Source organism: Nucisporomicrobium flavum (assembly GCF_016464385.1).
GTDB classification, from domain to species: domain Bacteria; phylum Actinomycetota; class Actinomycetes; order Mycobacteriales; family Micromonosporaceae; genus Actinoplanes; species Actinoplanes flavus_A.
The window spans coordinates 785,406-808,833 of the sequence record NZ_JADMLH010000002.1 but is presented as its reverse complement, the minus strand read 5'-3'; the positions used below and the strand labels follow the sequence as shown (position 1 = coordinate 808,833).

Below are 23,428 nucleotides of genomic sequence, written 5' to 3'. Positions count from 1 at the left end.
GGCGGGCGTACCCGAGGCAGCATGAACGCATGCAGCGTGACCAGCTCGCCGACTTCCTGCGCCGGCGCCGCGAGGCGATCCGCCCGGCCGAGGTCGGGATCCCCGACGGACCGCGACGGCGCACCGCCGGCCTGCGGCGCGAGGAGGTGGCCCGGCTGGCCGGCATGTCCGTGGACTATGTCGTCCGCCTCGAGCAGGGCCGCAGCAGCCAGCCGTCGACGCAGCTGCTGGGCGCGCTCGCCCGGGCGTTGCGCCTGTCCGACGACGAACGGGCCCACCTGTTCCACCTGGCCGGTCACCAGCCACCACCGGCTGACGGGGTGGCCCGCCTGGCCCGCGCCGGCCTGCTGCGCATGCTCGACCTGCTCGGCGACACCCCGGCGCTGGTGCTCTCCGACCTCGGCGAGGTGCTGGCCCAGAACCGGGCGTCGATCCTCGTGTCCGGCGACCACAGCGGCCTCACCGGCGACCGGCGTTACATTCCGTACCGGTGGTTCACCGAACCCGATTCCCGCGGCCTGTGCCCGCCGGAGGACCGCGCGGACCAGGGCCGCAAGCTCGTCGCGGATCTGCGTGCGGCCGCCGGCCGGCGCTCCGGTGACCCGGAGGTCGCCCGGCTCGTCGCGCGGCTGCAGGCGGAGAGTCCCGAATTCGCCCAGCTCTGGGCAGCGCACGAGGTGGCGGTGCGCCGCGCCGATCAGAAGACCATGGTCAACCCGCGGGTCGGGCCGCTCGTCATGGACTGCGAGACGCTGGTGACCCCGGACCAGGGGCAGGTGCTGGTGGTGCTCACCCCGGCGGACGCCCAGACCCGGGAGCGGCTGGAGCTCCTGCTCGTACTCGGCACCGAGGAGTTCCCGGCGGGAGTCACGGCTGAGTAGGCGAACCCATGCGCGGGCCGGACAGGGTTGGAAAGACTGACCGGCATGACCGTACGCCCGGCCACCGCGCCGCCCCGCCGCGAACCCGCCGTCCTGCTCGCCGTCGGCCTGGTCGCCCTGGCGATCTCCGCGGTCGGGGCGACGTCGATCGGCACCTGGTTCCTCGAGGTGGCGGCGGCGATCGTCGCGGCGGTGATCCTGGTGGCCACGTACCGCCGGTTCCCGCTGAGCCCGCTCGCGTACCGGCTCATCCTGGCCCACGCGCTGATCCTGATGGTCGGTGGCCACTGGACGTACGCCGAGGTCCCGGCCGGCGACTGGGTCCGCGACACGCTCGGGCTGGCCCGGAACCCGTACGACCGGCTCGGCCACTTCGCGCAGGGCTTCGTACCGGCCATCGTGGCGCGCGAGGTACTGCTGCGCCGTACGCCCCTGCGGCCGGGCGCCTGGCTCGCCGCGCTGGTGATGTGCGTGGTGATGGCGTTCAGCGCGACGTGGGAGCTGTTCGAATGGCTGTCGGCGGTGATCGGCGGCTCGGCGGCGGACGACTTCCTCGGAACCCAGGGCGACGTCTGGGACACCCAGTGGGACATGTTCTGCGCGGGCCTCGGCGCGGCCACGAGCCTGCTGCTGCTCACCCGCCTCCACGACAAGCAGCTCCGGACGCTCTGATCACGCCACGATCAGGCGCAGGCCGAGCTCCACCTCCTCCAGCCCGACGATGTCGCGGTTGCGCTCGGCCCACCGCCCGGAGGACAGGTCGTCCCTGAGCCGGCTCACCGCGCGCTGCTCGGCCTCCGGCCCGACCCGCGCCCACACCGACACCGCCCGGCGCACCCGCTCCTCCAGGTACGCCTCGGGCCGGCGCCAGTACGCCTCGAAGAACCCGTCGGCACAGTCCCACGGGATCATCACCGGCTCCGCGCGTCCGCCGACCGCGCTCGTCAGCTCCGCCAGGGACGGCCAGCCGACCAGGAGCTCGGAGAACTCGGGCAGGTAGTCGCGGGTGAGCCAGAACCGCTGCCGCGGGCCGGTGCCGTAGGCGTCGTACGTCACCACGACCACCCGGCGCGCCACCCTCCGCATCTCCCGAAGCCCGGCGACCGGGTCCGGCCAGTGGTGGACGGTGCTGACCGCCATCGCGGCGTCGAAGGACCCGTCGGCGAACGGCAGGCGCTCCGCCGCGGCGGCGACGCACGGCGCGGCGCCCGGCGGACGCTGGGCGCGCATGACGGCCGACGGTTCCACCGCCGTGACGTCGCGGTCGTGCGGTTCGTACGAGCCCGTCCCGGCCCCCACGTTCAGCACCGTCCGGGCGTCCCCGAGCGCCTCCCAGATGCGGGCGGCGATCCGCGGCTCGGTGCGCCGCGTGGCCGGGTACGCCGACCCGATGACGTCGTACAACTGCGGACCGACCATCTTCAGCTGCTCCTCCGGCGTCGTCCTGATTCCCATCGCGCGTGCCTCCAGTTCCCTGTCGATGGCCGTCACCATGGCCGCGGCCCGGTCGCGCTGGTCCACGAGCAACCCGCGCAGCCGGTACAGGTGCGCGACCGCGTCCGTCGCCGGGTCGTCGACCAGGGCAGCGATCTCGCCCAGCCCGAAGCCCAGGCGCCGGTACGCGAGCACCTCCCGCAGCCGCTCCACATCCGCCGCGGAATAGGCGCGGTAGCCGCCGGCGGTCCGCGTGGACGGCCGCAGCAGGCCGATCTCGTCGTAGTGATGCAGGGTGCGGACGGTCACTCCGGCCAGCTCGGCCACCCGTCCCACGGTCAGGTGCTCCTCCACGTGGTCGACTATGTGGCATCACGCAACGTCAGGGACAAGCCTTCGGCAGGGGAACGATGACTTCCGACCACACCGCCACGTTGCCCCGCAAGCGGATGGGTGCCGGGGTCGTGCTGTCCGACGCCTCGGGCCGCGTGCTGCTGGTCGAGCCGACGTACAAGCCGTACTGGGAGATCCCGGGCGGTGCCGTCGAAGCCGACGAGTCGCCGTACGCGGCGGCGGCGCGCGAGGTGGAGGAGGAGCTCGGCCTGACGCTGCGGCCGGGACGCCTGCTGGTGACCGACTGGGTGCCGCCGCGCCCGGACCGTACCGAGGGCCTGATGCTGCTCTTCGACGGCGGAACGCTCACCCCGGACCAGGCGGGGCGGATCAGGCTGCCGGCCGAGGAACTGCGCAGCTGGGCCTGGTGCACGGAGGCGGAAGCGGACGACCGCCTCTCCGGCTTGCTGGCGCGACGGATGCGGGCCGCCGTCCGGGCACGTGCCGAACACACGACGTCCTACCTGGAGAACGGCTTCCCGACGGCTTGACCCCGCGCGTCACTCTCTTGGGCTAAACCGGTTGGGCGCACGGCGATGATCAAAACGCGAAAACCGCGAAACGGACGCCCGATCTCCGTACCGGTGTCTACGGCGTTTTCTCCTACGAGACGCCGTCCTGCCTGCGAAGCGACGGCGTCTCACCAAGCGAAGCGTCAGGAGAATGCGCCATGAACCACGACCGCGCCGGATAGCCGGCTCCGGAGCGCCTGCTGTCTTACGAACCCGGCAGGTGACGAAAAAAGATTCGCAGACCGTGTCGTGGCGCGTGTGCGGATCAGGCGGGTCCTCGGCGGCCAGAAAACGCCGAGGGCCCGCACTCGACGAGCGTAAATCATTCACAGACCTCACCGTCGCGGCCGTGTCGCATGCCCCCGGTCAGCGGCCGCAATGGTGTGGGCCCGCCGCCCGTGGTGCTGACAGGCGGGTTCTGCAGGGGTCCTCGCCGTCCCGCCCGGCGGCGGGGACCCCTGATCCAGGCCGGACACCGGCCGCGAAACGTCAGACCTCGAACACCGCTTATTTGCCCCACCCCCGAGGAAGGTGCTAATCGCATGTCGTCCCTGGTCATCGCCGCTGTGGCGGGCGCCGCGCGCCGGTCGGGCATCGATGACGGGTGTGGCTTGCGGCGCGCCGTCCCCCGGACGGGGTAATCCGGTGAGCGCAGAAACGGGATTTCGAACGGATGAGAATGCCGCACGGACATCCGATCACGTTTCTGCCCTTGGTCCGGGAATGTTGTGCCGCGCCCTTTCCGCCTCCACCGGAATCGGCGCATTCGGCAGGTCATTCCCCGTGGCCCCGGTCGCGTCCCGGCGACCGGGGCCACGTTCAAGGTCTCGCAGGAGGAAACCGCGGATGCGCAAGCTCAGTAGACGGACCACCGCCGTCGTCGTCGCCTCGGTCGTCGCTGTCGGCGCGGCGGGAGCGGCGTACGCGGCATGGACCCTCACCGGTACCGGCACCGCCGAGGCGAAGGCCGGCTCCGTGGTGACGCTGAAGGTCACCAGCGCCGGGCTGGCGGGCGGGCTCACCCCGGGCAACGCGACCACGGTGCTGCTGACCGTGGAGAACCAGAACGCCTTCCCCGTACGCATCACCGACATCGACCTGAAGCAGCTGGACTCCCCGCAGGAGGGTTGCGCCGCGACGGACAACGTCGAGGTCGTCAACGACGCGCCGTTGCCGGACGAGGCGACCGTCCCGGCCGGCAGCAAGGACAAGCCGGCGACCGCACGGATCGCGTGGGCAGGGCCGCTGCGGATGGTCGCCGACCCGGCGGATGCCTGCCAGGGTGCGCCGTTCACGTTCAACGTCCACCTCGACGCCGTCAGCGCGGCGTGAGGGCGGCGATGGGGCACGGTGGCGGCCTCGCCGTCGCCCCGTCGCCCACCGATGAGCAGACACCGAAAAGGATGCGCATGCGCAAGCTCGACCGTCGCGGCAAGGTGATCCTGAGCGTCGCCGCCGCTGCCGCCGTGATCGTGAACGCGGGTGCCGCCTGGGCGTACTGGACGCTGGGCGGCGCCGGCACCGGCGTCGCGGTGGCGGGCACGGCCGTGGAGCTGAAGCTGCAGGGCCGGTCCGACGAGAGCAAGCCGCTGTACCCGGGCGCGACCGCGGACCTCGCGGTGACCGTGACCAACCAGAACGACTTCCCGGTGAAGATCACCTCGATCAGCCCGGGCAAGGGCAAGGTGACCGCGGACCCCGACCACCGCGATTCCGGGTGCGTGGAGACCGGTGTGATCCTCTCCGCCGACGTGCTGCCGGTGTCCTGGCAGGTCCCGAAGAACACCATCGGCGTGTTCACCGTCCCGGGCGGGCTGCGGATGACGAACAGCTCCGACAGCGCCTGCCAGGGGGCGACCTTCACGATCCCGGTGAAGGCCTCCGGGCTGAGCAGCGCTTCCTGAACCATCGGCGTGGGCATCCGGGCCGACGCGCCGCCCACGCTCCCCCTTTCCCGTCGGCGCGAGCATGTCAGGAGTTCCGCTGTGCACCGGTGGCACAAATCCGTGGTCGCCGCGGCGGCCGTCGTCGGCGCGGCCGGGCTGGCTGTCGCCCTGCGCGATCCCTCGACGTCGGACCAGCAGATGACGCTCACCGCCGCGCCGGGTGCCGACGGCAGCAACCCCGTTTTCACCGTACGGGGAGCAGCGGTCGAGGACCTCTACCCGGGCGCGCGACGCCGGCTGGTGCTGACCCTCGCCAACTCCTCGAGCCACGACCTCGTGGTGACGGGGATGCACGCGCGGCTGACCGCCACGTCGAAGCCGGGCTGCGAGCCGGTCGTGTCCAACCTGGAGGTGGGGCCGTACACCGGATCCCTGCCGGCCCGGGTCGGTGCGCGCGACAGCCGTGAGGCCGGGGCCGTACCGCTGCACATGCCGAACTCGGTCGTGGACGCCTGCCAGGAGGCCACGTTCACCGTGCTCCTGACGGCCGACGCCACCGTGGCAGCCCGGTGAGGCATCGGCGTACCCGTACCGGACAGTCGATTCGTTTTCTGCGGTCGCCCCTGCCGTTCGTCGGCGTGGCGACCGCGCTGGCGATCGGCACCGGTGTGGCCGCGTACGGCGACTGGGATGTCGGCGCGGAGGAAGCGCAGTTCACCGTGCACGCCGCCGGCATTCCCCGCATGAAGGCACCCACGGTGGAGCTGCCCGGCGGGGAGCCGCAGATCACCGCGGAGGGCATCGTCGCCGCGGGCCCGCGGATCGCCTGGGACCGGGTCACGATCGCCCCGGGTACGCCGGTGCAGCGGTACGTGGTTACCCGGCACCTCGGGCCGATCGCGCAGGTCGCCTGTGACGTGCCGGCCACCGGTGCGCGGTGCGTCGACGAGAGCGCTCCGGCCGGCTACCTGGTGACGTACACGGTGGCGGCTACGTACGGCACGTTCTGGACCGGCGAGCCGAGCCCGGCGAGCGAGCCGACGCTGCTGCCCGGTGAGGCGGCCCCGATCGTGGTCGACGGCGTGGTCGTGGTGCCGGGCGCCGACGGTTCCCCGCTCGTCCCGGCGCCCGGGGTGAGCACCTCGGCGCCGGGCGAGGTCGTCGTCGTCCCGCAGGCGGGCGCCGCGGACGGCCGGGGTGAGCCGGAGCCGGTCGTGTCCACGTCGACAACCCCGGCACCGGATCAGGTGCAGCCGCCGCCGGTGCACAAGCCGCCCGCGCCGCCGGAGGAGTCCGCGTCGGCTCCGGACGCCGGGAAACCGTCGTCCGGTGCGCCCGAGGGAACCGATAAAAACGATGGGGACATGGAAAAGGATACGCCGATCGGCTCGGCGATCGACGCCGTCATTCCGGGCTGACTAGACACCCGTCGAAGTTCATAAAAGCGCGTTCCTGTCACGGCGAAACACCCTGAACAAACAGCTAAATTCCGGACGACGGCCGTTTACGCCAACTGCCTTTACAGGTGTCACGGTTTCCATGGGGCAACAAATAGGATCGTCGTATGACGCCATCCGGTTCGATCGCCATCCAGCTCGCCCTGTCCGTCGCCATGGTCATCTTCACCGCGTACGTCGCGGGGCGGGTGCACCAGTGGTACCGGCACGGCTTCGATCGTGATGTCGCGTTCCGGGAGGGCTACAACCAGGCGTCGCACACCCTGTTCCAGCTCGCGGTGCGCAACCACCCGGTCAAGCCGGCGCCGGTCGCCGCGCCGCGCCCGGCCGCGACCGTCGCCCCCGGGGTCCGCGCCGTCGTCCCGCTCCACCACCTTCCCGAGCGCACCCCGGTCGACTCCGCCGGCGGCCGCATCGAGCACACCCGCCTGTTACCGCACCAGGCCTGACCCGTAGGGAAGTACCGGACCGCCATGACCGTTCCCGGCAACAGCATCATCCAGGCCCTGTTCGCGCTCGCGTTCGTCATCGCCAGCGGGTACGCGGCCGGCCGCATCCACCAGTGGTACAAGCAGGGCCTCGACCGCGACGAGGCCTATCGCAACGGCTACGACCAGGCCTCCAACTCCATGTTCGACATGGCCATCCGCAAGCGCCAGCAGGACCCGGCAGCGGCGGACGCCGAGGGTGACTTCTCCCCCGCGGCGGCGGAGAGCCCGGACCGTCAGCATCTCGTCGGCCAGTCGCGCCGGCGCATCCAGTCCCAGCCGCAGCCCAAGTCCGGGCGCCGGCGCCGCCGCTCCGGGACACGCTGAGGTTTGCCCTCCGCCCGCGGATGCTGCTAGACCCCCATTCTTCCTGGTCATGACCGTGGCGCCCGGCGAACCGCGGCGCCCGTGGAGCTGACCGGGCGCGCCGCTCCTCGCCCGGCCGGGTTAGCTCGGAGGGCTCGACCCTTCCGGTCGACCGGCCGCCCGGGACGGACCGAACGCCGATCCCGCACAAGGCGACGAATCGGGCACTGTGGGGACTCCGTCGAGCATCCGAACCGCAGGAGGAGCTCCGTATGCGCGTCCCCGCTGTCTCGGGCCTCCCGGGCATCGCGGAGGGCGACCCCGCGCCACCCGCTCCACGAATCCGGCGGCCCCGGCTCGACGGGCGCGCCAGAGTCGTCCTCGCGGGAGCCGCTGCCACGGCCGCCCTGGTCAACGCCGGCGCGGTCTGGGCGTACTGGACGATCACCGACGCCGGCGGTGCGCGGCCCGGTTCGTTCGTCTCGATGGCCCTGCTCGGCAAGTCCAGCCTGGACACGCCGCTGCAGCCGGGAGGAGTCGGCGCGCTCACGGTGACGGTCGCCAACCAGAACCCTTACCCGATCGTCGTCACCTCCGTGGAGCCCGGGCCCGGCAACGTGGTCGCCGACGCCGAACACCGCGAGGCGGGCTGCCGGCGACCCGCGGTCACCTTCACCGAGCGCTCCTCATCCGTACGCTGGCGCGTGGCCGCCAACAACGTGGCGGTGTTCACCGTGCCGGACGGCCTGCGGATGGCGGCGGACGGGAACGCGGCCTGCCCCGGTGGCGTCTTCACCGTCCCGGTCGAGGTCACCGGTCACGCCGACCGACATTGACCGGGACTGCTGCGCTCGCCGCCCGAGCGGCGTAAGTTCGAGACGCCGGATCGACATTCGCCGCTACCGGAGGTCGCCCATGACCACCGTCCAGCCGAGACCGATCGTGACCCGCCCCTGGCCCGTCCGGCGACAGGTCAGAGGTAACGCGCTCGCGCGCATGCTGCGCACCACCGACGCGAAACAGATCGGGATCATGTATCTGTTCACGTCGTTCGCCTGGTTCATGATCGGCGGCTTCCTCGCGCTGCTGATGCGCGGCGAGCTCGCACAGCCCGGCATGCAGTACCTGTCGCCGGAGCAGTACAACCAGCTGTTCACCATGCACGGCACGATCATGCTGCTGTTCTTCGCGACGCCGATCGTGTTCGCCTTCGCCAACTACATCGTGCCGCTGCAGATCGGCGCGCCGGACGTGGCGTTCCCGCGGCTCAACTCGTTCGCGTACTGGCTCTACTTCTTCGGCGGCCTGATCGCGCTGGGCGGCTTCCTGACCCCGGGCGGCGCCGCGGACTTCGGCTGGACCGCGTACACGCCGCTCAGCGACTCCACGCACTCACCCGGCATCGGCGGGAACGCCTGGGTGGTCGGCCTGGCCGTGTCCGGGCTGGGCACGATCCTCGGCGGCGTCAACATCATCACCACGATCCTGACGCTGCGGGCGCCCGGCATGACGATGTTCCGGATGCCGATCTTCACCTGGAACATCCTGGTCACGAGCCTGCTGGTCATCCTGATCTTCCCGTTCCTGGCCGCCGCGCTGTTCGCCCTGGCCGCCGACCGCATCCTCGGCGCGCACGTGTACGACGTCGGCACGTCCGGCCCGATGCTGTGGCAACACCTGTTCTGGTTCTTCGGCCACCCCGAGGTGTACGTGGTGGCGCTGCCGTTCTTCGGCATGGTCACCGAGGTCATCCCGGTGTTCAGCCGCAAGCCGGTCTTCGGCTACAAGGGCCTGGTCGGCGCCACGCTCGCGATCGCCGGGCTGTCCATGAGCGTGTGGGCGCACCACATGTTCGCCACCGGCCAGGTGCTGCTGCCGTTCTTCAGCCTGCTGAGCTTCCTCATCGCCGTGCCGACCGGGCTGAAGTTCTTCACCTGGATCGGCACGATGTGGCGCGGCCAGATCAGCCTCGAGACGCCCATGCTGTTCGCGCTCGGGTTCATGGTGACGTTCCTGTTCGGCGGGCTCACCGGCGTGCTGCTGGCCGCTCCCCCGGTCGACTTCCATGTCCACGACACGTACTTCGTGGTGGCGCACTTCCATTACGTGCTGTTCGGCACCATCGTGTTCGCCGTCTTCGCCGGGACCTATTTCTGGTTCCCGAAGATGTTCGGCCGGATGCTCGACGACCGGCTCGGGAAGGTCCATTTCTGGCTGACGTTCGTCGGTTTCCACACCACCTTCCTGGTGCAGCACTGGCTCGGCGCCGAGGGCATGCCCCGCCGCTACGCCGACTACCTGCCCACCGACGGGTTCACCACGCTCAACATGATCTCCACGCTCGGCTCGTTCGTGCTGGGCGCCTCGACGCTGCCGTTCCTGTACAACGTCTGGCACTCGTACCGGGCGGGCCCGCTGGTCACGGTGGACGATCCCTGGGGCCACGGCAACTCGCTGGAATGGGCGACGAGCTGCCCGCCGCCGCTGCGCAACTTCGACCACATGCCGCGTATCCGCTCCGAGCGCCCGGCCTTCGACGCGAAGTTCCCCGAACTCGCCGCGGGCGGCCAGTCGGTGGCCGGCCCGCCGGAAGGCGGCGCCCGCCCGCTCACCAGCGAGTCCCACGGCGGCGCCACGTATCAGGAGGACCGCACCGACAGCTGAGCGCTCTAGAATCGCTGCGTGATCATTGAGCGGCACGCCTCCGACGACGGTGGCGTACGCCTGCGCGTCGCCGGGGAGCTCGACATGGTCACCGCCGACGAGCTGAGCGCCGCGGTGTCCGCCGCCCTCGCCGACGGCGCCACCGCGGTGGTCGCCGACCTGAGCGGCCTCACGTTCTGCGACTCGTCCGGTATCGCCGCGATGGACCGGTCCTACGCCGAGGCCGCGCGGGCCGGACGGACGTTCCGGATCACCGGGGTGCACCCGAACGTCCGCCTGGTCCTCGAGCTCACCGACCTGTACGACACCCTCACCGGCACCTGAGCCGGTCAGCCCGGCACGGTCAGCCCGGCACGGTCAGTCCAGCGCGGTCGGGTCCTGCCCCGGCAGCTCCGCCTCGATGCGTTCCTTGCGGACCTCGCCCGCGAACACGTGCGCGTCGGTGTGCACGAGCTTCGAGAGGCGTACCCGCTCCACCGGAACGATCTCCGTGGTGACCACGGGCCGCTCCTCGTGCAACGTGACCTCGTAGATGACACCGCCCTCGGGCGTCTCGAACACCTCGCGCGGCCCGAACACGTCCGGATCGTGCACCAGCTCACGGCCGCCCTCGGCGATCTGCTCGCGTTCCAGGCGGAGCTCCTCGCGGCGTACCTGGACGGTGATCTGCACTTCCTCCGTGACGACGTGCTTGCGCAGGCGGGCGCGTCCCGCCTCGTACACCTCGGTGGAGGCGACGAGCCGCTCCTCCGAGCGGGTCATCGCGTCGTCGGAGCCGAGGTCGTTCCCATCGGCGATGCTCATGGTTCCAGCCCTCCGTGCCGGCCGGCGCGGCCCGGGCCCGCGCGGAACGGGCCCGGGCGCCGCCTGGTCAGCGGTTGCGACCCTCCGGGCCGTCGAACTCGATCTGCTCCTTGCGGACCTCGCCGCTGACGGTCTCCTCGTCGCGGACGGTCTCCTTGCCGAGGCGTACGCGCTCCACCGGCACCGCCTCGGTCTCCACCACCGGGCGCTCGGCGTGCAGCGTGACCTCGTGCTCGGCCTCGCTGATGTCGGGGCCGCTGAACGCGTCGCCCCGGTTGGCCTCGGTGATCGGCTCGCGCTCGAGGCGGACCTCCTCGTGCGAGACCGGTACGCGGACCTGCTCCCGCTCGGTCACCACGTACTTGCGCAGCCGCGCGGTGCCGGCCCGCTCGGTCCGGGTGTCGGCGACGAGCCGCTCCTCCGACCGGGTCATCGCGTCGTCGCCGCCGCCCGTGGTCGCGGTGGTGGCGGTGTCCTCGCGGTACTCGGCGTACTCGCCGCCGTTGCCCGCGGACAGGCCGTAGAACGTGTACAGCTCGCGCTCCTCGCCCGCGCTGAGCTCGCCGTCCGGGTCGACCCGCGGCGCATCCTTGACCCGCGCCTTGTCGTACGCGACGACGACGCGGTCCTCGCCGAAGCTCGCCCGCTCGAGCGGGACGAACGTCTCCTTGGTGCCGAACAGGCCGGTCTTCACCGACACCCACTCGGGCTCGCCGGTGGTGTTGTCCAGGTACACCTGGCCGACCGAGCCGATCTTGTCGCCGTCGGTGTCGTACACGTCGGTGCCGTCGAGCCGGGACAGGTCGTTCTGGGTGATCATGGGGCCTCCGGGGGTACAGGCGATCGCCGATCGCACTGGGATGGACGCATGGACGTCGCCACGGGGGGCATTCAGCTGTTTCGGCGACGTCGTTGCACCCCGGAAAGTGCCCTGCCGTTTACGTCATAAACAACTCGCGGGAGTTACTTTCCCTCGGTCAATCGTGCCGGTCGGCGGCGCCGCGGCAGCAGCAGCGCCACCCGGTCCAGCAGCGCCTCCAGAGCCTCTTCGAAGTCCTGGGCGGCGACGTCGACCGACAGGTGCGGCTCGAGGCGCTCCAGGATCGGGTAGTCGTCGAGGTCCTCGACCGGCGCGACCTCCGGCTCCTCGACCGGCCCGGTCTCCACGCCACGCCCGGAGACCTCGAGCAGCAGGTAGCCCAGCAGGAAGCTGCTGAACGCGCGGTACACCGCCGCGGCGTTCTCGTCGGAGAACCCCGCCTCGGTCATCACCCGCAGCATCGACTCGATCCAACGCAGGCTGCGCAGCGGAGGGCGCACCCAGGGCGCGGCCGGGGGACGCGTCGCCACCAGCGGAAACACCTCGGGGTGGGCCAGCGCGATCCGGCGTAGCCCGTGTGCCAGGCGCTGCAGATAGTCGACCCAGCCGGCATGCGCCTCCAGGTGCACGTCGGGGTCGCCGAACAGCTCGTCCACCACGGCCTCGACCACGCCGTCGAGCAGCGCCTCCCGCCCCGGCACGTACCTGTACAGGGCCATGCCCTCGACACCCAGGTACGCGCCCAGCCGCTGCATGGTCAGCATGCGCAGGCCGTGCTCGTCGATGTACTGGACCGCGGCGTCGATGATCCGCTGACGGCTGAGCCCGCCCCGGGCGGCGACGACGGCGTCGGCGGAGGGCACCCCGGCCGCACCGCGACCGCGGGGGCTGTCCGGATCCTGCACGGTGCGACCTCCCGGAGGGTGACGTACGGCGCAAGTCTGCCATAGATCATGATCAAGCGGACACCGAAGCAGAGGGGATTTCACATCGAACGGTCGCCGGCTCTATCGTTTATGCAATAAACAACATCACCGCGATTAATCACGTCCCGGCTCGGGCAAGGGCCGCCCCAGACGCGGCCCATGGAGGAGGCAGCCGGCGTGCACCAGCACTACACGATCCTGCGCGAGCCGGACGTCCTGAGCCTCGGCGGCACGGCGACCCTCGTCGTGCACGCCGGCGGCGAGGTCGACCTGCAGGCCTGCCCCACGCTGCGCGGCCTCATCCTCGAGGCGGCGGCGGACGCCCGGGCCGAGGCGGTCACCGTCGACCTGGCCCGCGCCACGTTCATCGACTCGGCGGCGCTGCAGGTCCTCGTGCACGGGTTCATCGCGGCCACCGACGCGGGCAAGGGCTTCCATGTCGCCAACGCCCGCGGCATCGTCGAACAGGTCCTCGTCACGACGGGGATGCTGGAGGTCTTCAACGGCCGCCGGTGAGCACCGGTTCGCGCTCCGGCGCCGGGGCCGGGCGGTCCACCCGCGGAGCCCGCAACAGCGGCAGGCAGGTGAGCGCGAGCCCGCCCGCGACCGCGACTCCCCCGGCGAGCTGCGGGGCGGAGAGCGCATCGCCGAACACCGCCACCCCCAGCGCGAAGCCGACCAGCGGCTCGAGGTTGACGAACGCGCCGGCCACCGCGGGCGTCACCCGGGACTGACCCCATGCGAAGAGCGTGAACGGTACGAGCGTGCCCGCGACCGCGAGGACGAGGGTTGCCGCGACTGGGGCGGGGGCGAGCGACAGGGCCGCCGTACCGTCCACGAGCACGGCCGCCGGCAGCGTCACGACGGCGCCGACGCCGAACTGCACCGCGGTCACCGCGACGGGATCGCGTCCGGCCAGCACGGCCGGCTGGGCGAGCAGGAACGCGGCGGACAACAGGACGGACAGAGCCACGAGGGTGTCGCCGGCGAGGGTGGCCGTACCGCCGCCGTGGCCGGCGATGACCGCGATGCCCGCGAGGGAGAACGCGGAGCCCGCCCACGTCGAGCCGGTCGCGCCGCCCCGCCGGGTCAGCACCCCGAGCAGCGCCACCAGCACCGGCGTGGCCCCGACGATCAGGGCCGAGTGGCTCACGCTGGTCCGGGCGATGCCGGCGTTCTGCAGCACGATGACCCCGCCGTACCCGATGGCTCCCCAGAAGAGCGCCCGCGGTGACGCGGCCGCCCGCAGCCCGCGCCGCGCCACGATCGCGAGCGGCAGGGCGGCGATGACGAACCGCACCACCGTCAGCCACGCCGGGCCCATGCCGGTGAGCGCGACCTTCGTCAGCGGGACGGTGGTGCCCCAGAGCAGGCCGGCGGTGGCAAGAGCGAGCAGGACGGTTCGACGATCGGTACGCATCAGACGATCGTCCGCACCGCGACGTCAGATTCGCCGGCTCAGCCTGATCACGAAACTATATTTGGTCATATGGCGACTCGACTTGACGAAATCGATGTCCAGCTCCTCAACGAACTGCAGCAGGACGCCGACCGGTCGAACCTGGAACTGGCCCGGCTGGTCGGCCTGTCCCCCGCCGCCACGCTCAACCGGGTCCGGCGCCTGAAGAAGTCCGGGGTCATCCGGCACGTCATCGCCAAGCTCGACCCGGCCGAGGCCGGCTTCCCGCTCCAGGTCTACGTGTCGGCACGGCTGGGCCGGCACGACCCGCGCGCCGACCTCGCCTTCCAGAAGGCGGTGCTCGCGATGCCCCAGGTCATCGCCGCCGACTGGGTGGCCGGCGAGATCGACGTGATGATGCTGATCGTGGCGCGCGACGTCGCCGAGCTGCAGCACGTGCTCACCCAGCTGTCCTTCAAGGGGGCGCAGCGGCTGACGACCCTGCTGCGGCTGCAGGAGATCAAGGGCACGTCGCCGCTCCCGCTCACGCCGGAGACCTGACCGCTACAGGTTGTAGCCGCCGGAGACCTCGATGTCCTGCCCGGTGATCCAGCCGCCGTCGTCGCCCAGCAGCGCCGCGACGGCCCGGCCGATGTCGTCCGGTTCCCCCAGCCGGCCCAGGGCCGTCCGCGCGGCCAGGGCCGGGATGACCTCGCCGGTGGCGCGCGAAGGCGTCGCCGCCGATCCGGGTACGCGTCGAGCCCGGCGACACCGAGTTCACCCGGATCCCGCGAGGGCTGAGCTCCTTGGCCAGGTAGCGGGACAGCACGACCAGGCCGCCCTTCATCGTGCCGTACGCCGAATAGCCGGCCTCCATGCCGGAGCGCGACGCGGCGTTGCTGGCGACGTTGACGATCGCGCCGCCGTCCGCCAGCAGCGGCAGCAGCGCCCGGGTGAGGAAGTACGGACCCCGCAGCAGCGCGCGCATGAGCTCGTCGAACATCTCCTCGGTCGTGTCCTCGAACGGCGCCGAGCGGCCGAAGCCGGCGTTGTTGACCAGGTGGTCGAACGAGTCCCTCCGCCACGTGTCGCGCAGCGCGCCGGCCACCTCGTCGCGGAACGCCGGGAACGTCTCGGACCGGCCGACGTCCAGGCGCAGCGCGACGGCCGTGCCACCGTCCGCCTCGATGGCCGCGACGGTCTCCCGGGCTCCCCGCTCGTTGCCGTTGTAGGTGAGGATCACTCCCGTTCCGCGCCGGGCGGCCTGCACGGCGACGCTCCGGCCGATGCCCGAGCTCGCGCCGGTGACGATGACGATCTGCATGGTCAGTTCTCCTTTGTCGTGGTGCCGAGCAGCCGGGCGAGCCAGTCCGTACGGGTCCGGCGCGCCGCGACCGACAGCGATGCCTGCGGGAAGAGCGCGTCGAAGCCGTGGAAGCCGCCGGCCCACACGTGCAGCTCCGCCCGGCCGCCGGCCGCCCAGATCCGGGTCGCGTAGCCGGCGTCCTCGTGGCGGAAGACCTCGGCCGAGCCGGCGTCGACGTACGTGGGCGGCAGGCCGGAGAGGTCGTCGGCCAGCGCGGGCGACACGTACGGGGACACCGGCCCGCCGGCCCGCTCGCCGAGGACCGAGCGCCAGCCGAACTCGTTCATGTCCCGCGTCCAGACGCCCGGCCCGCCGGAGAACTGCCGGCTGGAGACGGTGTCGTTGCGGTGGTCCAGCATCGGCCCGATCAGCACCTGCGCGGCGATCGCCGGTCCGCCGCGGTCCCGGGCCATCAGCGCCACCCCGGCGGCCAGGCCACCGCCCGCGCTGGCGCCCGCCACGACCAGGCGAGCGGGGTCGATGCCCAGCTCGCCGGCGTGCTCGGCCACCCAGGTCAGGCCGCGGTAGCAGTCGTCGACAAGGGCCGTACCGGACGACTCGGGGGCGAGCCGGTAGTCCACCGAGACGACCACCGCGCCGAACCGGTCCAGCCACTCCAGCGGGATGTCGATCTGCGAGTACCGGTCGCCCATGACCATGCCGCCGCCGTGGATCCAGTAGACGCAGGGCGCTGCGGCCGTACGGTCCGCAGGACGGAGAATCGTCAGCGGGAGCGCCGCGCCGTCCGGTCCGGGAATGGTCAGCTCGCGCCGCTCGACGGCGCGGCCGTCGAGCAGTGGCTCGATCGGCGCCGACGCGAACGGCCGGATCTGGGCGAGCATGCCGGCGTCGAGCCGAGGTACGAGCGGCATGCCGGCGAGCAGCGCGGCCAGCTCGGGGTCCAGGTCGGGTCGCATCCTCAGAACGCCTTCCCGCCGACGGGGACCTCGTCGGTGTACCGCGACTCCCCGGCCATCAGCGGCTGCAAGGCGGCCACCAGCGCCTGCGCCGGCTCCGAGGCGAAGAAGGCCCGGTGGGCCTCGGGGGTCGTCCAACCCTCGGTGACCGAGACGACGTCGGGGTCGGCGGCCGAGCGGGAGACGAGGAAGACGATGCAGTCGGGGTGCGACAGGGCGGGTGCACCGAGGAGCAGGCGGACGAGCTCAGCACCGCGTCCTGGTTGCGCAGTCATGCTGGCGTGGAATCCGTGCGTCATGTTCATGCCCACTATGGAATCAACGTGAGCTGCTAAAACGTTAGACCGATGCTCTCGACCTCTTGCATGATCCTCTCAATCACGGCAGGATCGGCTCATGAGCGTCGACGTGCTGCGCGAGCTGCTGCTGCGGCATGCCCGGCCCGACACCGGCACGGCCATCGAGGACGTCCTGATCTCGAAGGTCGACCGGTCGGAGCCGCCGTCGTCGTCCATGACGGGTACGGTGCTGGCCCTCATCGCCCAGGGCGCCAAGCGGATCGCGCTGGGCGACCGCGTGTACGAGTACCGCGCCGGCCAGTACCTCGTCGCCTCCGTCGACCTGCCCGTCACCGGCCATTTCGTCGATGCCACCGCCGAGCACCCGGCGGTGGGCTTCGGCCTGGTCCTGCGCCCCGCCGCCGTCGCCGAGCTGCTGCTCCAGGCGGCCCCGGGAGACCTGCCGCCGCTGGGCGGCGCCGCGCCGTCCGGCCTGGCGGTCAGCGACGCACCCGGCGAGCTGATCGACGCGGCCGTCCGGCTGCTGCGCCTGCTCGAGCAGCCCCGGGACATCGCCGTGCTGGCCCCGCTGATCAAACGCGAGATCCTTTGGCGGCTCATCACCGGCGAGCAGGGCGCCGTGGTGCGCCAGCTCGGCCTCGCCGACAGCAACCTCACCCACGTCGCCCGGGCGGTCCGCTGGATCCGCGACCACTACCCGCAGGCGTTCCGGGTGGAGGACCTGGCCCGGCGGTCGGGGATGAGCACGTCCGCCTTCTACCGCAACTTCCAGGCGGTCACCGCGATGAGTCCCATCCAGTTCCAGAAGCAGATCCGGCTGCAGGAGGCGCGCCTCCTGCTCGCCTCGAACCCCGGCGACGTCACGGGCATCGGCCGGCGCGTCGGGTACGACAGCCCGTCGCAGTTCAGCCGCGAGTACCGCCGCCAGTTCGGCGCGCCACCCAGCCAGGACGTCGTCGCCGTCAGCTGATGAGACCGGCTCCCAGGCTCAGCACGGCGAGTCCCTGCAGGACCGCCCGGGCGACGATGATGCGGTCCCAGTCCCGTTGCCAGGCGCGGGCGCCGGCGGGGGTCTCGTGCGCGACGGCGGCCGCAGTGAGCCTGCGGTTGATGGGAGCGCTGATCCGCACGTAGAGCACCACCCACACGACCAGCAGCAGGAACGCCGCCCCCGCGACCACCGCGGGGACGGTGTTGCCGGCCACCGCGGCGAGCACCGATGCGACCGCCGCCGCGATGACGCCGAGGATCCCGGGGACCGGCATCCGACGGTCGGCGACGCGGTGCAGGTTGCCCATGGCCGCCACCAGGGTGGTGTCGTCGACCCGCTCGAGGGCGGAGCGCTGGACCAGCGCGCAGAAGACGTCGGTGCCGTAGACGACGCCGGTGGCCAGGATCGCGAGGAGGGCGGCGAGCTGCGACACGAGCGTCATGCCTGCGCCCCGGTGCCGCCGAGCGCCGGCAGGGCGCCGATCTGCTGGAACACCTGCATCAAGTTCAGCTCGTCCCAGTGCTCGACGAACATGCCGTCCTGGACGCGCCAGATGTCGATGGTGCGCATCTCGACCGGCTTACCGGTGGCGGGGAAGCCCATGAGCTCCCCGGTGTGCGTGCCGCGGTAGACGAAGCGGCCCACGACGCGATCGCCGGAGATCACGAGGTCCTCCATCGTGACGGTCACATCGGGCAGGCCGGCGAAGAACGTGGCCCAGAACTGGCGGTTCGCCTCGCGCCCGTCGGCGACGAAGGCGTTGTGGTTGAGGTAGTCCTCGGCGACGAACCGGTCCACCAGGTCCGGGTCGTGGGTGTTGATCATCTCGGTGAAGAGGTCGACGAGCCGCTGTTCGTGGGACATGAGAGGCCTCCTGAGACTGGTTAGCGCTGCTAATGCTAGCAACGCTAACTACCGGGCCGGCTCGTGTCAATAGCACCGCTAGCGTCCGTAGCAGTGCTACAGTCGGGTATGGCGATCGAAGACCGCCGGCAGCGCGAGCGCCTCGCCCGTCGCCGGCTCATCACGGAGACGGCGCGCACCCTGGCCGAGCGCGAGGGCTGGAACGCGGTCACCACGCGGCGGTTGTCCACCGAGATCGAGTACAGCCAGCCGGTGCTGTACAAGCACTTCGGGTCGATGGAGGACATCGTCGAGGCGGTCGCCCTGGAGGGCTTCGGCGAGCTCACCGAGGCGTTGCGTGCCGCCCGGCGCGACAGCCCCACCCCCGCCGACCAGGTCGCCCGGGTCGCCGCCGCCTTCAGCGACTTCGCCGCGGGCAACACCGCGCTCTACGACGCGATGTTCACCCGGTCCACGCGCCTGCACTTCGGGGGTACGGACGAGACGCCCACGCCGCTGATCGAGGCCTTCGCCGAGCTGCGCGAGGCGGTCGCCGCGGTCGCCGGCACGCGCGACGTCGACACGCTCACCGAGGTCGTGTGGGCGGCGCTGCACGGGCTGGTCGAGCTCGACCGCAACGGCCGGCTTCGCCCGGGGTACGCCGCCGAGCGTCTCCAGCTCCTGGTCGAGCAGATACGCGGGTCGACGCCCTAGGCGATCGCCAGAGTGGTGTTCGCCTCGGGCCCGGAGCCGACCGGGCGCGCGGTGAAGGCGGGAATCTGGGCGGGCGCCGTACGGCCGGTCGTGTCGCCGAGGCCCAGCTGACCGGACCCGTTGGCGCCCCAGCACCACACCGCGTTGCCGGTGTCGGTGGCACACGAGTGCTGGGCGCCCGGGGTGACCGTTCGCCAGGCCGTACCCGAGCCCACGCGTACCGGGGCGGTGCGGTTGGTCGTGTCGCCGAGGCCGAGCTGGCCGGACGCGTTGGCACCCCAGCACCACAGGCTGCTGTCCGTACCGATGGCGCAGGTGTGCTGGCCGCCCGTCGACACCGTCCGCCAGACGCCGGCGCCCACGCGGACCGGGGACAGCTTCGTCGTGGTGTTGCTCTGGCCGAGCTGGCCGGCGGCGTTGTCGCCCCAGCACCAGAGGCTTCCGTCGGTACGCGTCGCGCAGGCGTACGCGGCACCCGCGGTGATCGCGTTCCAGGTGGCCGTGCTGCCGATCTTCACCGGGGCGGTGCGGTCCGTGGTGGTGCCCAGGCCGAGCTGGCCGGACGCGCCCGCGCCCCAGCACCAGATCGTGCCGTCGGAACGCAGACCACACGTGGACGCGGTCCCGGCCGTCACCGTCCGCCACGTGGTCACCGTGCCGACCTGCACCGGCGCCGTACGGTCCGTCGTGTCGCCCAGCCCCAGCTGCCCCGACGCGTTGGCGCCCCAGCACCAGAGGGTGCCGTTCGAGCGGACGCCGCACGCGTGCTGACGGCCCGTCGCCACGGCGGTCCACGTCGTCGCGCCGACGATCTGGACGGGACCCGCGGTGCGGGCGGTCGTGTCGCCCAGCCCCAGCTGCCCCGACGCGTTCGCACCCCAGCACCACAACGTGCCGTCCGTACGCGCGGCACACGCGAACCCGGCACCCGCCGTCGGCCGTACCCACGTGGTGACCGAGCCGACCGCGGCCGGCGTGGTCAGAGAGCCGGAGGCAGCCGCACCGGTCTGCCCGGAGGACGAGTCGCCCCAGCCGTAGAGGCGGCCGGACGAGAAGGCGGGGGCGGCGGTGAACTTGACCGAGGCGGTCGTCTTGCCCGTGAAGGCGGCATCGGACCCGGCCAGACCGACGAGGCCGCCCATGGCCGCCACGGTCACCGCAGTCGCTATCAGCAGACGCCTCACGCCGCTCCTTCTCCGTCCGCTGTCATCGTCGGCCGGGAACCGCCCGAGGTGAGGAATCCGGGCAGCGCCCGGCGAGGATCAGGGTTTGCGGGCCGGGCGCAGCACCAGCGCCAGCGCGGCCAGGACGGCTGCGCCCTGCGCCACGAACAACGCCGGACGCCCCTCGCGCAGCTCGAGGCTGCCGAGCGCCACCCGGGGGACGAGCAGCCGGCCGATGCCCCGCACGTCGGCGGGGGCCGTACGGAAGGAATCGTCGCTGCCGTTCGCGTCGCCGCGGGTGACCAGCATGCCGTCGGCGTCGATGCCGGCGATCCGGTGGATGCGGGTACGGCCGGGGCGCAGCGGATCCGGCACGACCACGACCTGGCCGACGGCCGGTGCCCAGCCGGCGGACGGCGCCGAGGTGACCGCCACGTCCCCGCGGTGCAGCGACGGGCTCATCGAGCCGCTGGTCACGACGGTCGGCTGCCAGCCCCAGACGGCGGGCAGGGCGGTCCAGGCGAGCATGGCCGCGACCCCGGCGAGGGCGGCGACGGCGATCAGGCGTACCGCGCCCGCGGAGAGGCGCAGCACCGGCATCCGGCGGGCACCGGTCCAGGCGACGGCGGTCATGGTCAGCTGTTCGCTTCCCAGGTGAAGGTCGCCGCGGCGGACGCGGCCTGCGCCGAGTCGGGCGTCGCGGCGTTCACCGTGTACGTGACGTGGTACGTCTTCTGCTGCCCGGAGCCGCTCGGGGCGAACGTGCCCACGCCGGTGGCGAACCCGGTCTTCGTGCTGCCGAAGTTCGCCAGCGTGCCGGTGTACGCGGTCCCGGACGGCGTGAAGCCGGTGCAGCTGCCGAACCCGCCGCCGCTGCCCTCCTCGATCACCAGGTCCACGTACGGGGTCAGCGCCCCGGAGACGGCGGTGCCGTACATCTTCACGGTCGACGACAGGCTGCCGGTGTACGAGACGGTGATGCACTTGTCGCCCGTCGAGCCGGGCCGCAGGTTCGTCGCGTTGAACATCGCCACGGCGCTGTCGTCGTCGCTCAGCACCACGGTGCCGGCGTTCCAGGAGTTGGCAGCCGTCCCGGTGGAGGCGGTGAAGGCGGCGCTGGACGCCTGCCACATGACCCCGGAGCTGACCGCGATCCCACCGGCCACGGTCAGGCCCACGGCCACCATCTTCATCCCCGCAAGCTGCATGACATTCCTCTCGGACCGGCGCGGCGGCATCGCCGTCGCAGTTGCCCGGTAGTTCGGCGGCCCGTCTCAACGCGGACTCAAGCGCCCGTCAAATCCCCGGCAAGTCCGCGACGACCGCTCAGCGGTTGGCCGGCTCGTACCGAAGGTCGTCGCCCGCCGGCAACAGAAGGCCCGCCCACCGCTCCTCCGGGACGACGCCGCCGAGCGCCTCCGCCGAGACGGTGTCGACCTCGAAACCGACCATCCCCAGCCGCACCGGCACCCGCCGGTGCACCAGCCCGGCGACGCCGACGAGCCAGTCGTCGAGCCCGCGCCGCCAGTCCAGGGACTCCGGCCCGCTGCGATCGTCGAACGGGTAGCCGCCGATCCGCCGGTCCGTGCGGGCCAGCGCACCGAGGGGCAGGTAGAGCTCGATCCAGTCGGGCCCCTCATCGTCGCGTACGGCAAAGCAGCCGCAGACGACCCGCCGGCCGGCCGGAAGCGTGACCCGGCCCAGCAGATGGCCGAGGCTCTCCAGGGACGCGACCGTGCACGGCACGGCGGGCTGCTCCTCGGGCTCCAGGCCACGGTCGGCCACGCAGCTGTCGATACCGGCCGCCTGCCAGAGGGCGGTGAGGGCCGCCTGCAGGCGCTGGTCGTCGCGAGGGCCGAGCTCCAGGAAGAGCTCGTAGAAGCCTCCGGTCCAGTTCTCCCCGTCGGCGAACGAGCCAGGATCAGGCACGCGGGTGCCTCATATCCGGCTGAGGTCGACTTCGACGGGGAAGGGGGCGGCGGCCTTCACGGTGCCCGCGAAGATGTCGCCGTCGCGGTAGCGGCCGGTCGCCGGGTCGAGGACGTACGTGTAGACCAGCGGCGCACCGGTCGGGGCCTGCTCGACGCGCCAGTAGAACTGGATGCCGGCCCTGGCGTACTGGTCGGCCTTGACGATCCGGTCCGTGGTCTCCGAGCCGGGCGAGACGACCTCGACCACGAGAAGCACGTGGTCCGGCCGGGTCGGTGACACATCCAGGGTGTCCGCCCGATACACCGTCACGTCGGGACGACGATTGTTGAGCGGCACGTCCTGGAGCCGGACGTCGAAGTCGGTGTCGGCGTTCCAGTCCGGTCCCGCAGCGTCGTCCAAGGCGTTGGCCAGGAGCCGGGCCAGGCGGTTGTGGCGCTTGGAAGCGCTCGGACTCACGAGAACCATCCCATCCACGATCTCGATGCCCGCACACTGCTCTTCTGTCCAGGTCGCGTATTGCTCCGCGGTGACCTGCTCATGCATCCAAGCCGGCGGGACCATCTCGGCGGTCATACCTACCTCCTGGACCGTGAAGTGCTACACCCCTCAACATATCGTCAGGGCAGTGCGGTGACCGTACGCGTCTCGGAGTTGTACGTGCGGGCTGCGACCACGTGACCGGACGCCGCGCCGACGTCGCAGGGGTACAAGTCCTGCAGCTCCGGCTTCACCCGCAGTGCCAGGCTCACGTGCGGCACCCAGCGCCCCGGCTCGTGCAGCGGGTTCCGCTCCCGGCCGTCGAGCGCTTCCCACACCCGGCGCTGCACCGACAGCAGTGCGGCCGAGGGGCGTACCCGCCAGGCCACCGTACGGCCGAGGAACACCACGTCGCCCAGCTCCACGTCGAGCGGCAGCCCGTCCAGTGCGGGCGCGACACCCGGCGACAACGCGTCGGCGGTCGCCAGCGTGACGTGCGGGCGGTTCGTGGGGTGCTCGTGCGAGGCCAGGCTGCGCAGGCCCATCGCCAAGAGGTCACGCCACACCGTCCGGACATGGGCTTCCAGCGGGGCGTCCAGCAGGAGCTCAACCGTGTGCATCACAGGGAACGGTAGACGCGCAACGGCGGGGACGACGATCGCTCGTCGTCTCCGCCGCTCTTCGAGCCCGGCGCCACCGCCGATAACAGAGCGTGGGCAAGCGGTACGCCGGAGTGAAATAGTAGCCCTCCCGTGC

32 protein-coding genes are annotated in these 23,428 nt (G+C 71.8%); 16 read left to right on the top strand and 16 right to left on the bottom strand.

Translation table 11 applies throughout. The features are described from left to right. The first annotated feature begins 29 nt into the window (after nucleotides 1-29). A complete protein-coding gene (locus IT780_RS08020) occupies nucleotides 30-881 on the top strand; it encodes a helix-turn-helix transcriptional regulator (protein WP_199510742.1) in 852 nt (283 codons plus the stop codon). Nucleotides 882-926: 45 nt separating this feature from the next. Further along, nucleotides 927-1,553 (top strand): DUF2238 domain-containing protein, encoded by a 627-nt coding sequence (locus IT780_RS08015; RefSeq protein ID WP_199510741.1) that lies wholly within the window; start codon nucleotides 927-929, stop codon nucleotides 1,551-1,553. Here the strand turns inward: IT780_RS08015 and IT780_RS08010 are convergent, their stop codons facing one another. After that, entirely contained in the window at nucleotides 1,554-2,669 is a 1,116-nt protein-coding gene (locus IT780_RS08010; protein ID WP_199510740.1) for a MerR family transcriptional regulator, read from the bottom strand. A 56-nt stretch (nucleotides 2,670-2,725) separates the two neighbouring features. On the opposite strand from IT780_RS08010, the gene IT780_RS08005 reads away from it, so the two are divergent. The 10 genes from IT780_RS08005 to IT780_RS07960 all read left to right on the top strand — a co-directional run bounded on the left by IT780_RS08005 (nucleotide 2,726) and on the right by IT780_RS07960 (nucleotide 10,345). Then, nucleotides 2,726-3,199 carry an NUDIX domain-containing protein gene (locus tag IT780_RS08005; protein ID WP_233412294.1) on the top strand — a complete coding sequence of 158 codons (474 nt, stop codon included), beginning with the start codon at nucleotides 2,726-2,728 and terminating at the stop codon, nucleotides 3,197-3,199. A gap of 867 nt (nucleotides 3,200-4,066) precedes the next feature. Beyond that, nucleotides 4,067-4,552 (top strand): hypothetical protein, encoded by a 486-nt coding sequence (locus IT780_RS08000; protein ID WP_199510739.1) that lies wholly within the window; start codon nucleotides 4,067-4,069, stop codon nucleotides 4,550-4,552. A gap of 77 nt (nucleotides 4,553-4,629) precedes the next feature. Continuing rightward, nucleotides 4,630-5,124 (top strand): hypothetical protein, encoded by a 495-nt coding sequence (locus IT780_RS07995; protein ID WP_199510738.1) that lies wholly within the window; start codon nucleotides 4,630-4,632, stop codon nucleotides 5,122-5,124. Between the two features lie 81 nt (nucleotides 5,125-5,205). After that, nucleotides 5,206-5,679: a hypothetical protein gene (locus IT780_RS07990; protein WP_199510737.1), complete on the top strand. Its 474-nt coding sequence runs from the start codon at nucleotides 5,206-5,208 to the stop codon at nucleotides 5,677-5,679. A 65-nt stretch (nucleotides 5,680-5,744) separates the two neighbouring features. Next, entirely contained in the window at nucleotides 5,745-6,524 is a 780-nt protein-coding gene (locus IT780_RS07985) for a hypothetical protein (RefSeq protein ID WP_199510736.1), read from the top strand. Between the two features lie 146 nt (nucleotides 6,525-6,670). Further along, nucleotides 6,671-7,012 carry a hypothetical protein gene (locus IT780_RS07980; protein WP_199510735.1) on the top strand — a complete coding sequence of 114 codons (342 nt, stop codon included), beginning with the start codon at nucleotides 6,671-6,673 and terminating at the stop codon, nucleotides 7,010-7,012. Nucleotides 7,013-7,036: 24 nt separating this feature from the next. Further along, the gene (locus IT780_RS07975; RefSeq protein ID WP_199510734.1) at nucleotides 7,037-7,378 is read left to right on the top strand and encodes a hypothetical protein; all 342 of its coding nucleotides are present in this window, start codon (nucleotides 7,037-7,039) and stop codon (nucleotides 7,376-7,378) included. A gap of 251 nt (nucleotides 7,379-7,629) precedes the next feature. Next, nucleotides 7,630-8,193 (top strand): hypothetical protein, encoded by a 564-nt coding sequence (locus IT780_RS07970; protein ID WP_199510733.1) that lies wholly within the window; start codon nucleotides 7,630-7,632, stop codon nucleotides 8,191-8,193. A 79-nt stretch (nucleotides 8,194-8,272) separates the two neighbouring features. Continuing rightward, entirely contained in the window at nucleotides 8,273-10,021 is a 1,749-nt protein-coding gene (gene ctaD, locus IT780_RS07965; RefSeq protein WP_199510732.1) for an aa3-type cytochrome oxidase subunit I, read from the top strand. Nucleotides 10,022-10,039: 18 nt separating this feature from the next. Beyond that, nucleotides 10,040-10,345: an STAS domain-containing protein gene (locus tag IT780_RS07960; protein ID WP_199510731.1), complete on the top strand. Its 306-nt coding sequence runs from the start codon at nucleotides 10,040-10,042 to the stop codon at nucleotides 10,343-10,345. Nucleotides 10,346-10,378: 33 nt separating this feature from the next. On the opposite strand, the gene IT780_RS07955 is transcribed toward IT780_RS07960, so the two are convergent. From IT780_RS07955 to IT780_RS07945, 3 genes are all read right to left on the bottom strand, one after another. Next, entirely contained in the window at nucleotides 10,379-10,825 is a 447-nt protein-coding gene (locus IT780_RS07955; protein ID WP_199510730.1) for a YsnF/AvaK domain-containing protein, read from the bottom strand. A gap of 67 nt (nucleotides 10,826-10,892) precedes the next feature. Continuing rightward, nucleotides 10,893-11,645: a PRC and DUF2382 domain-containing protein gene (locus IT780_RS07950; RefSeq protein ID WP_199510729.1), complete on the bottom strand. Its 753-nt coding sequence runs from the start codon at nucleotides 11,643-11,645 to the stop codon at nucleotides 10,893-10,895. A 143-nt stretch (nucleotides 11,646-11,788) separates the two neighbouring features. Continuing rightward, nucleotides 11,789-12,550, bottom strand: a complete 762-nt coding sequence (locus IT780_RS07945; protein ID WP_199510728.1) for a TetR/AcrR family transcriptional regulator — start codon at nucleotides 12,548-12,550, stop codon at nucleotides 11,789-11,791. A 180-nt stretch (nucleotides 12,551-12,730) separates the two neighbouring features. On the opposite strand from IT780_RS07945, the gene IT780_RS07940 reads away from it, so the two are divergent. Further along, the gene (locus tag IT780_RS07940) at nucleotides 12,731-13,087 is read left to right on the top strand and encodes an STAS domain-containing protein (protein ID WP_199510727.1); all 357 of its coding nucleotides are present in this window, start codon (nucleotides 12,731-12,733) and stop codon (nucleotides 13,085-13,087) included. On the opposite strand, the gene IT780_RS07935 is transcribed toward IT780_RS07940, so the two are convergent. Then, nucleotides 13,071-13,991, bottom strand: coding sequence for a DMT family transporter (locus IT780_RS07935; protein ID WP_199510726.1), 921 nt, complete (start codon nucleotides 13,989-13,991; stop codon nucleotides 13,071-13,073). The two genes, IT780_RS07940 and IT780_RS07935, sit on opposite strands and share 17 nt — an antisense overlap. 69 nt (nucleotides 13,992-14,060) lie before the next feature. Here IT780_RS07935 and IT780_RS07930 point away from each other — a divergent pair, with 69 nt between their 5' ends. Further along, nucleotides 14,061-14,531 (top strand): Lrp/AsnC family transcriptional regulator, encoded by a 471-nt coding sequence (locus tag IT780_RS07930; protein WP_199510725.1) that lies wholly within the window; start codon nucleotides 14,061-14,063, stop codon nucleotides 14,529-14,531. Here IT780_RS07930 and IT780_RS07925 read toward each other — a convergent pair. The 3 genes from IT780_RS07925 to IT780_RS07915 are packed head-to-tail and all read right to left on the bottom strand — an operon-like array spanning nucleotide 14,515 to nucleotide 16,528. Then, the gene (locus IT780_RS07925) at nucleotides 14,515-15,294 is read right to left on the bottom strand and encodes an SDR family NAD(P)-dependent oxidoreductase (protein ID WP_199510724.1); all 780 of its coding nucleotides are present in this window, start codon (nucleotides 15,292-15,294) and stop codon (nucleotides 14,515-14,517) included. The genes IT780_RS07930 and IT780_RS07925 overlap by 17 nt on opposite strands. Before the next feature lie 2 nt (nucleotides 15,295-15,296). Then, nucleotides 15,297-16,253, bottom strand: a complete 957-nt coding sequence (locus IT780_RS07920; protein ID WP_199510723.1) for an alpha/beta hydrolase — start codon at nucleotides 16,251-16,253, stop codon at nucleotides 15,297-15,299. A 2-nt stretch (nucleotides 16,254-16,255) separates the two neighbouring features. Beyond that, the gene (locus IT780_RS07915) at nucleotides 16,256-16,528 is read right to left on the bottom strand and encodes a putative quinol monooxygenase (protein ID WP_233412293.1); all 273 of its coding nucleotides are present in this window, start codon (nucleotides 16,526-16,528) and stop codon (nucleotides 16,256-16,258) included. A gap of 121 nt (nucleotides 16,529-16,649) precedes the next feature. Between IT780_RS07915 and IT780_RS07910 the strand changes: the two genes are divergently transcribed. Beyond that, nucleotides 16,650-17,522: an AraC family transcriptional regulator gene (locus tag IT780_RS07910; protein WP_199510721.1), complete on the top strand. Its 873-nt coding sequence runs from the start codon at nucleotides 16,650-16,652 to the stop codon at nucleotides 17,520-17,522. Here IT780_RS07910 and IT780_RS07905 read toward each other — a convergent pair. Both IT780_RS07905 and IT780_RS07900 read right to left on the bottom strand, forming a co-directional pair. Beyond that, nucleotides 17,515-17,985, bottom strand: coding sequence for a DUF1772 domain-containing protein (locus IT780_RS07905; protein WP_199510720.1), 471 nt, complete (start codon nucleotides 17,983-17,985; stop codon nucleotides 17,515-17,517). The genes IT780_RS07910 and IT780_RS07905 overlap by 8 nt on opposite strands. After that, a complete protein-coding gene (locus IT780_RS07900; RefSeq protein ID WP_199510719.1) occupies nucleotides 17,982-18,407 on the bottom strand; it encodes an ester cyclase in 426 nt (141 codons plus the stop codon). Before IT780_RS07900 ends, IT780_RS07905 begins: the two co-directional genes overlap by 4 nt. 108 nt (nucleotides 18,408-18,515) lie before the next feature. On the opposite strand from IT780_RS07900, the gene IT780_RS07895 reads away from it, so the two are divergent. Further along, the gene (locus IT780_RS07895; RefSeq protein WP_199510718.1) at nucleotides 18,516-19,100 is read left to right on the top strand and encodes a TetR/AcrR family transcriptional regulator; all 585 of its coding nucleotides are present in this window, start codon (nucleotides 18,516-18,518) and stop codon (nucleotides 19,098-19,100) included. On the opposite strand, the gene IT780_RS07890 is transcribed toward IT780_RS07895, so the two are convergent. The 6 genes from IT780_RS07890 to IT780_RS07865 form a co-directional block, all read right to left on the bottom strand. Continuing rightward, complete coding sequence (locus IT780_RS07890; RefSeq protein WP_199510717.1) at nucleotides 19,097-20,284, bottom strand: RCC1 domain-containing protein; 1,188 nt, start codon at nucleotides 20,282-20,284, stop codon at nucleotides 19,097-19,099. The genes IT780_RS07895 and IT780_RS07890 overlap by 4 nt on opposite strands. A gap of 78 nt (nucleotides 20,285-20,362) precedes the next feature. Then, the gene (locus IT780_RS07885; RefSeq protein WP_199510716.1) at nucleotides 20,363-20,896 is read right to left on the bottom strand and encodes a S26 family signal peptidase; all 534 of its coding nucleotides are present in this window, start codon (nucleotides 20,894-20,896) and stop codon (nucleotides 20,363-20,365) included. A gap of 2 nt (nucleotides 20,897-20,898) precedes the next feature. Further along, on the bottom strand, nucleotides 20,899-21,456 hold the full coding sequence (locus tag IT780_RS07880) for a hypothetical protein (protein WP_199510715.1): 558 nt from the start codon (nucleotides 21,454-21,456) through the stop codon (nucleotides 20,899-20,901). A 133-nt stretch (nucleotides 21,457-21,589) separates the two neighbouring features. Then, entirely contained in the window at nucleotides 21,590-22,192 is a 603-nt protein-coding gene (locus tag IT780_RS07875) for a hypothetical protein (RefSeq protein WP_199510714.1), read from the bottom strand. A 9-nt stretch (nucleotides 22,193-22,201) separates the two neighbouring features. After that, nucleotides 22,202-22,768 (bottom strand): Uma2 family endonuclease, encoded by a 567-nt coding sequence (locus tag IT780_RS07870; protein WP_199510713.1) that lies wholly within the window; start codon nucleotides 22,766-22,768, stop codon nucleotides 22,202-22,204. 44 nt (nucleotides 22,769-22,812) lie between these two features. Then, a complete protein-coding gene (locus IT780_RS07865) occupies nucleotides 22,813-23,292 on the bottom strand; it encodes a 2'-5' RNA ligase family protein (protein ID WP_199510712.1) in 480 nt (159 codons plus the stop codon). Between the last annotated feature and the right edge of the window lie 136 nt (nucleotides 23,293-23,428).